The following is a 3744-nucleotide window of genomic DNA, read 5'->3' on the forward strand; positions in this document are numbered from 1 at the left end:
AGAGTCTGCGAATGAATGTTGAGTTGTTTGTTTCCAAGACATTGTTATTTTTTTGATTGATTTTAGATGGTTGTTATTTTACTGGATTGGTGTGGTTTTGGTTGATTTATGCAAAGGTCTCAATTAATAATCCAAAAAACTGATTGTATTTCTTCTTTTTCCATTACTTAGAGGCTATTGAGATATTCATAGAGCATATTATATAGTTAGACAAGCCATTAATTCTGCAGCAATTATTATTTTGCTAACAACCTTGGTTGTTTGCTTAGTTATGGATAGTATTTTAGTTGCCTGAATCTGCGAAATACTATTTTACAATTATGAGACTTTTAACTTACTGCCTACTTGAAAACGGCCTAAACACTGTAATTTTTATTAAGTATCAACCGTTCAAAACAACCCTCGCCAAACTCTCTTCCCTAATTTCGGTTTCTTTTTTGCTTAACGGCTCAAAACTTATTTTCACCTTGTAACCTAAAAAAGTACTTTCTGTTGAGGAAGAATCAGCCTTAATCATATCTAAAAAATCAGTTAAATCATCGGCTGTAAAAAAGAGTAGTTTTTCTTTTTTGATTTTGTTTAAATGTTGTCTTTCAGATGAGAGAATAATAACATAATCAAAAGAAAAAACCCCTGCATTAAACCAAAAAAATCCTAAATCAACCCTAAAAATCTTGTATTTATCCTGACATTTGTAGTAAATGACAAAGGGATGACCTCTCAAGCTAATAGCAAAGCACTTAAAGCACAAAAATTAAACCAGAGCAGCCAATGTTTACAAAGATTTGATAACGCCTTAGGGATTATTGGGTCTTTTTTAACAAAAAGACCTAAAATCAACATAAAAAAGCAAGAAAATAGACCTATTTTTGGATAAAAGTTGGATTTTTATAGATTTTTTTTGATTTGCTTAGAAAAAAATAGATTTTTTTAATTTTAGAGTTTGTTTTAGGGGGGGGTATGCAGAACCTTCCTTGAAGCACATTATTTACGCAAAGGTCTCTCATTAATATCAATATTAATACCTTGCTCAATAAGTTTTTCTTGCCTGTTAGCAAGATAGGTGTTATAAGTTGCAAAATTTTGATAAAAACCGTTGCTAACATAACGCAACACTTCTTTGAAATGAAATGGGTATAAAAACCCATCAATACGGGTAATTTCACGCCCCTTATCAAATAAAACAATACCAGGGCGGTAGGTAAGCTTGAGTTCTTCTGCCCAGTTTTTTGCTGTGCGCTTGTTGCCTTGGTTATCAATAATAATTTGTGTTGAGCTTGTGTCAAGCCTCACTACATCAAAGGCATTAAACTCGTTTATTACTTCTTGATTTTTTAGCGTTGTATTATAAAAATAAGTGCAAGCATCACAATTATTATCTTCAAAAATTACTACCAATGGTGTTTTTATGGTGGATAAGTTGTTAATATTTTTAAACATAATATGGTTTTGTAATTGATAATGCGCTGGTTTTTTGATTTGATCAATATATTGTGCTAAAGTTAATTTGGTATACATTTTTTCATGAACATAATCCAAAATTTCCCTCATTTTTTCAGGGCTGCGATAACCATTTGTCCTTGCTACCCGCTCATTCTTTTGATTCAAAAAAATCACTGTTGGTGTGTATTGCACACCAACTTCTGTCGCTAATTGTTTTTCGCTTAAAGACTGCATTTCATTAATTGCTATCTCTTTATCACCACGGATATTAATCGCAATAATATCAAAATATTGTTGAATAAAATTTTTAAGTGACGGTTGATTAAAATCTTTCACCATTTGGTCGCAATAAGGACATTCGTCCAAATGAAAAAACAACATCACATGTTTGCCACTCTCAGATGCCTCCTCAACATCGTCAGCAATTTCTAAAAAACTAGCTTTAAACCAAGGCGGCATTTCGTATGCCACACCACCAGTAATGACACCTGTTTTGTCTACCTGTGCGTAAACCGAAGTCATTAATATCAACAAAGCCAAGATAAAAAACTTTGTACTATAATATTTCATGTATACCTCCTTATTGACATAACTTTAATATTTTTTGAGAAGTTATTTCCCCAATTAATCGGTGTTGTTTTTTGTTTGCATCAAATACAATCATTTCTGGCAGATGTTGAACATTTAAAAACTGAGCTAACTTTACCTCTCTGTCAATATTAATTTTAAAGAAACTAAATTCTTTTTGAATCTTGTTATAAACAGAATTTATAATATCTTCGTTTACTCTACACGAACCACACCAAGGAGCCCAAAACCGAATAATTGCATTTTTTTCGATTTCCAAAATGGAGTCTATTCCAAATAGTGGTATTTCTACTGAATAATTAGGCTTGCAAATAGTGTTATTCATTTTAAGCTAATAGCTTTTCTGTTCTTTGATATGCTACTGATGCTCTATTTAAAATATCACTTGAAAATGTAACTTCGTATTTTTTATCTGTATTTTTCAAGCACTCCAAGGTGTTTTCCAAAGAAATCATCTTCATAAAAGGACACAAAGAACAGGTTCCTATAAATTTTTTATCTGGATGCGTGGCTCTAAGCCTGTCAGAAAGCCCACACTCTGTAACCATAAAGAAACTATCTACCTCTGGATGGTCATCAACATAATTTAACATGGCTTTTGTTCCACCATGTAACTCCCCATGTGGATACAATTCTGGGCTTACTTCGGAGTGAAACAACACATGGGTGTCGGGATGTTGTTTTTTAAATTGCACCACCTGTTCAGCGGTATAGTTATCATGAACAACGCAAGTTCCATCCCATCCAATGATGTCTTTATTGGCAAACTCGGCATTCAAGGATGTTGACATTGAATAGTCTGGATAAAATAAAATTTGTTGGTCAGGCAGTGCGTTAATAACCTCATTAACATTTGCAGAGGTTACAATATAATCTGATTCCGCCTTTACTTCTGCAGTTGTGGTTATATAAGCAACCGCAGGCGCATTTGGGTATTTCTTCTTGAGTGCCCTTACATCGCTTGCAGTAATACTATCAGCGACTGAACAACCTGCTTGCTTGTTAGGACAAAATACTGTTTTTTCAGGGCAAGCAATTTTTACACATTCTGCTAATGACAATACAGTGCACATAATAATTGAATTAGATTTAGACCGTCTTGCTTGCTCAATAAGACCGAGCGCATCCTCAGCAAAATCAGCAATACCAAAAGTTATATCAGGTGTCATATAATGATGCGCCAATATTACCCTTCCATATTCATCTTTTAGTTGGTTGATTTCTTTTGTTATAGGTGTAATATCTAGACAATCTTCATATCTAAATCCTACATTAGCAAGCAACCCATGTAACCTGTCTGCTTCTACAATATCTTGATTTTCTATCTCGTTATTCTGTTGATTATCTTTTGTCATAATTTATTCTCCATTATTTGAGACCTTTACATAAATATGAATAATCATCAAAAATCCACTTTTTACCAACTTGGTGATTTTTTAAACTTAGCCTTAGCCTTGCTAAGGCAGAGTTTAAAAAAATACCAATTTGACAGAAATTGAATTCTGCTAATCATTCATATTTCTTGAATTCGCATAACAAGTGCAATTTTAATTGTAATTAAATAGCCAGTTGTAATAAACTTTGCTATTTTCTTACTACGGGAAATTGCAATGAATTATCAACAACTGACTAACGATGAACGATACCAGATAAAAGCGTGTTTACAACTACATATGAATCAGATTGGCATTGCCAATCTGTTAAACAGAAGTC

At 32.9% G+C, this 3744-nt stretch carries 4 protein-coding genes and 1 pseudogene; 1 reads left to right on the forward strand and 4 read right to left on the reverse strand.

Translation table 11 applies throughout. The features are described from left to right. Nucleotides 1-382 precede the first annotated feature (382 nt). The 4 genes from CRYPD_RS07405 to CRYPD_RS07420 all read right to left on the reverse strand — a co-directional run bounded on the left by CRYPD_RS07405 (nucleotide 383) and on the right by CRYPD_RS07420 (nucleotide 3386). Nucleotides 383-724: a hypothetical protein gene (locus CRYPD_RS07405; RefSeq protein ID WP_138146942.1), complete on the reverse strand. Its 342-nt coding sequence runs from the start codon at nucleotides 722-724 to the stop codon at nucleotides 383-385. Nucleotides 725-984: 260 nt separating this feature from the next. Next, nucleotides 985-2013, reverse strand: coding sequence for a thioredoxin family protein (locus tag CRYPD_RS07410; protein WP_138146943.1), 1029 nt, complete (start codon nucleotides 2011-2013; stop codon nucleotides 985-987). Nucleotides 2014-2023: 10 nt separating this feature from the next. Next, entirely contained in the window at nucleotides 2024-2356 is a 333-nt protein-coding gene (locus tag CRYPD_RS07415) for a thioredoxin family protein (RefSeq protein ID WP_138146944.1), read from the reverse strand. A gap of 1 nt (nucleotide 2357) precedes the next feature. After that, the gene (locus CRYPD_RS07420) at nucleotides 2358-3386 is read right to left on the reverse strand and encodes a quinolinate synthase (RefSeq protein ID WP_138146945.1); all 1029 of its coding nucleotides are present in this window, start codon (nucleotides 3384-3386) and stop codon (nucleotides 2358-2360) included. 255 nt (nucleotides 3387-3641) lie between these two features. On the opposite strand from CRYPD_RS07420, the pseudogene CRYPD_RS08525 reads away from it, so the two are divergent. Beyond that, nucleotides 3642-3744 (forward strand): annotated as a pseudogene (locus CRYPD_RS08525) (IS30 family transposase); the annotation flags it as partial.

This window comes from Bathymodiolus heckerae thiotrophic gill symbiont (assembly GCF_900180345.1).
Classification (GTDB): Bacteria; Pseudomonadota; Gammaproteobacteria; order PS1; family Pseudothioglobaceae; genus Thiodubiliella.